The sequence below is a fragment of the Serratia sp. MMO-28 genome, from assembly GCF_037199905.1.
Taxonomy (GTDB): Bacteria; Pseudomonadota; Gammaproteobacteria; order Enterobacterales; family Enterobacteriaceae; genus Chania; species Chania oryzae.
In genome coordinates this window covers 1-207 of record NZ_JBBCVB010000159.1, presented here as the reverse complement: position 1 = coordinate 207, position 207 = coordinate 1, and the positions used below count along the sequence as shown (strand labels likewise).

General features: G+C 59.4%; 1 protein-coding gene. It reads right to left on the bottom strand.

What is annotated here, in order from left to right; genetic code table 11:
* Positions 1 to 207: autotransporter outer membrane beta-barrel domain-containing protein (locus WG891_RS26975; RefSeq protein WP_337265148.1), on the bottom strand; the 207-nt coding region annotated here is incomplete at both ends.

Here is a 207-nt window from a genome sequence, read left to right as displayed (position 1 = left end):
TAGAAGCTGTATTTCACCCCCAGCATCGCCGCCTTGTCATCATAGCCTTTCTGCCCTATCTGCTGCGTCAGGTTGCCCCACAGGCTCAGGTTGTTGTTCAGCTTGCCTTCCGCCCCCACTTTCACCTCAATCAGATGGCGGCTGCCGGTCTGCTGGACTCCCAGACCATCGGCACTCACGCCCGGCAGGCGGGTGTTATGGATCCAG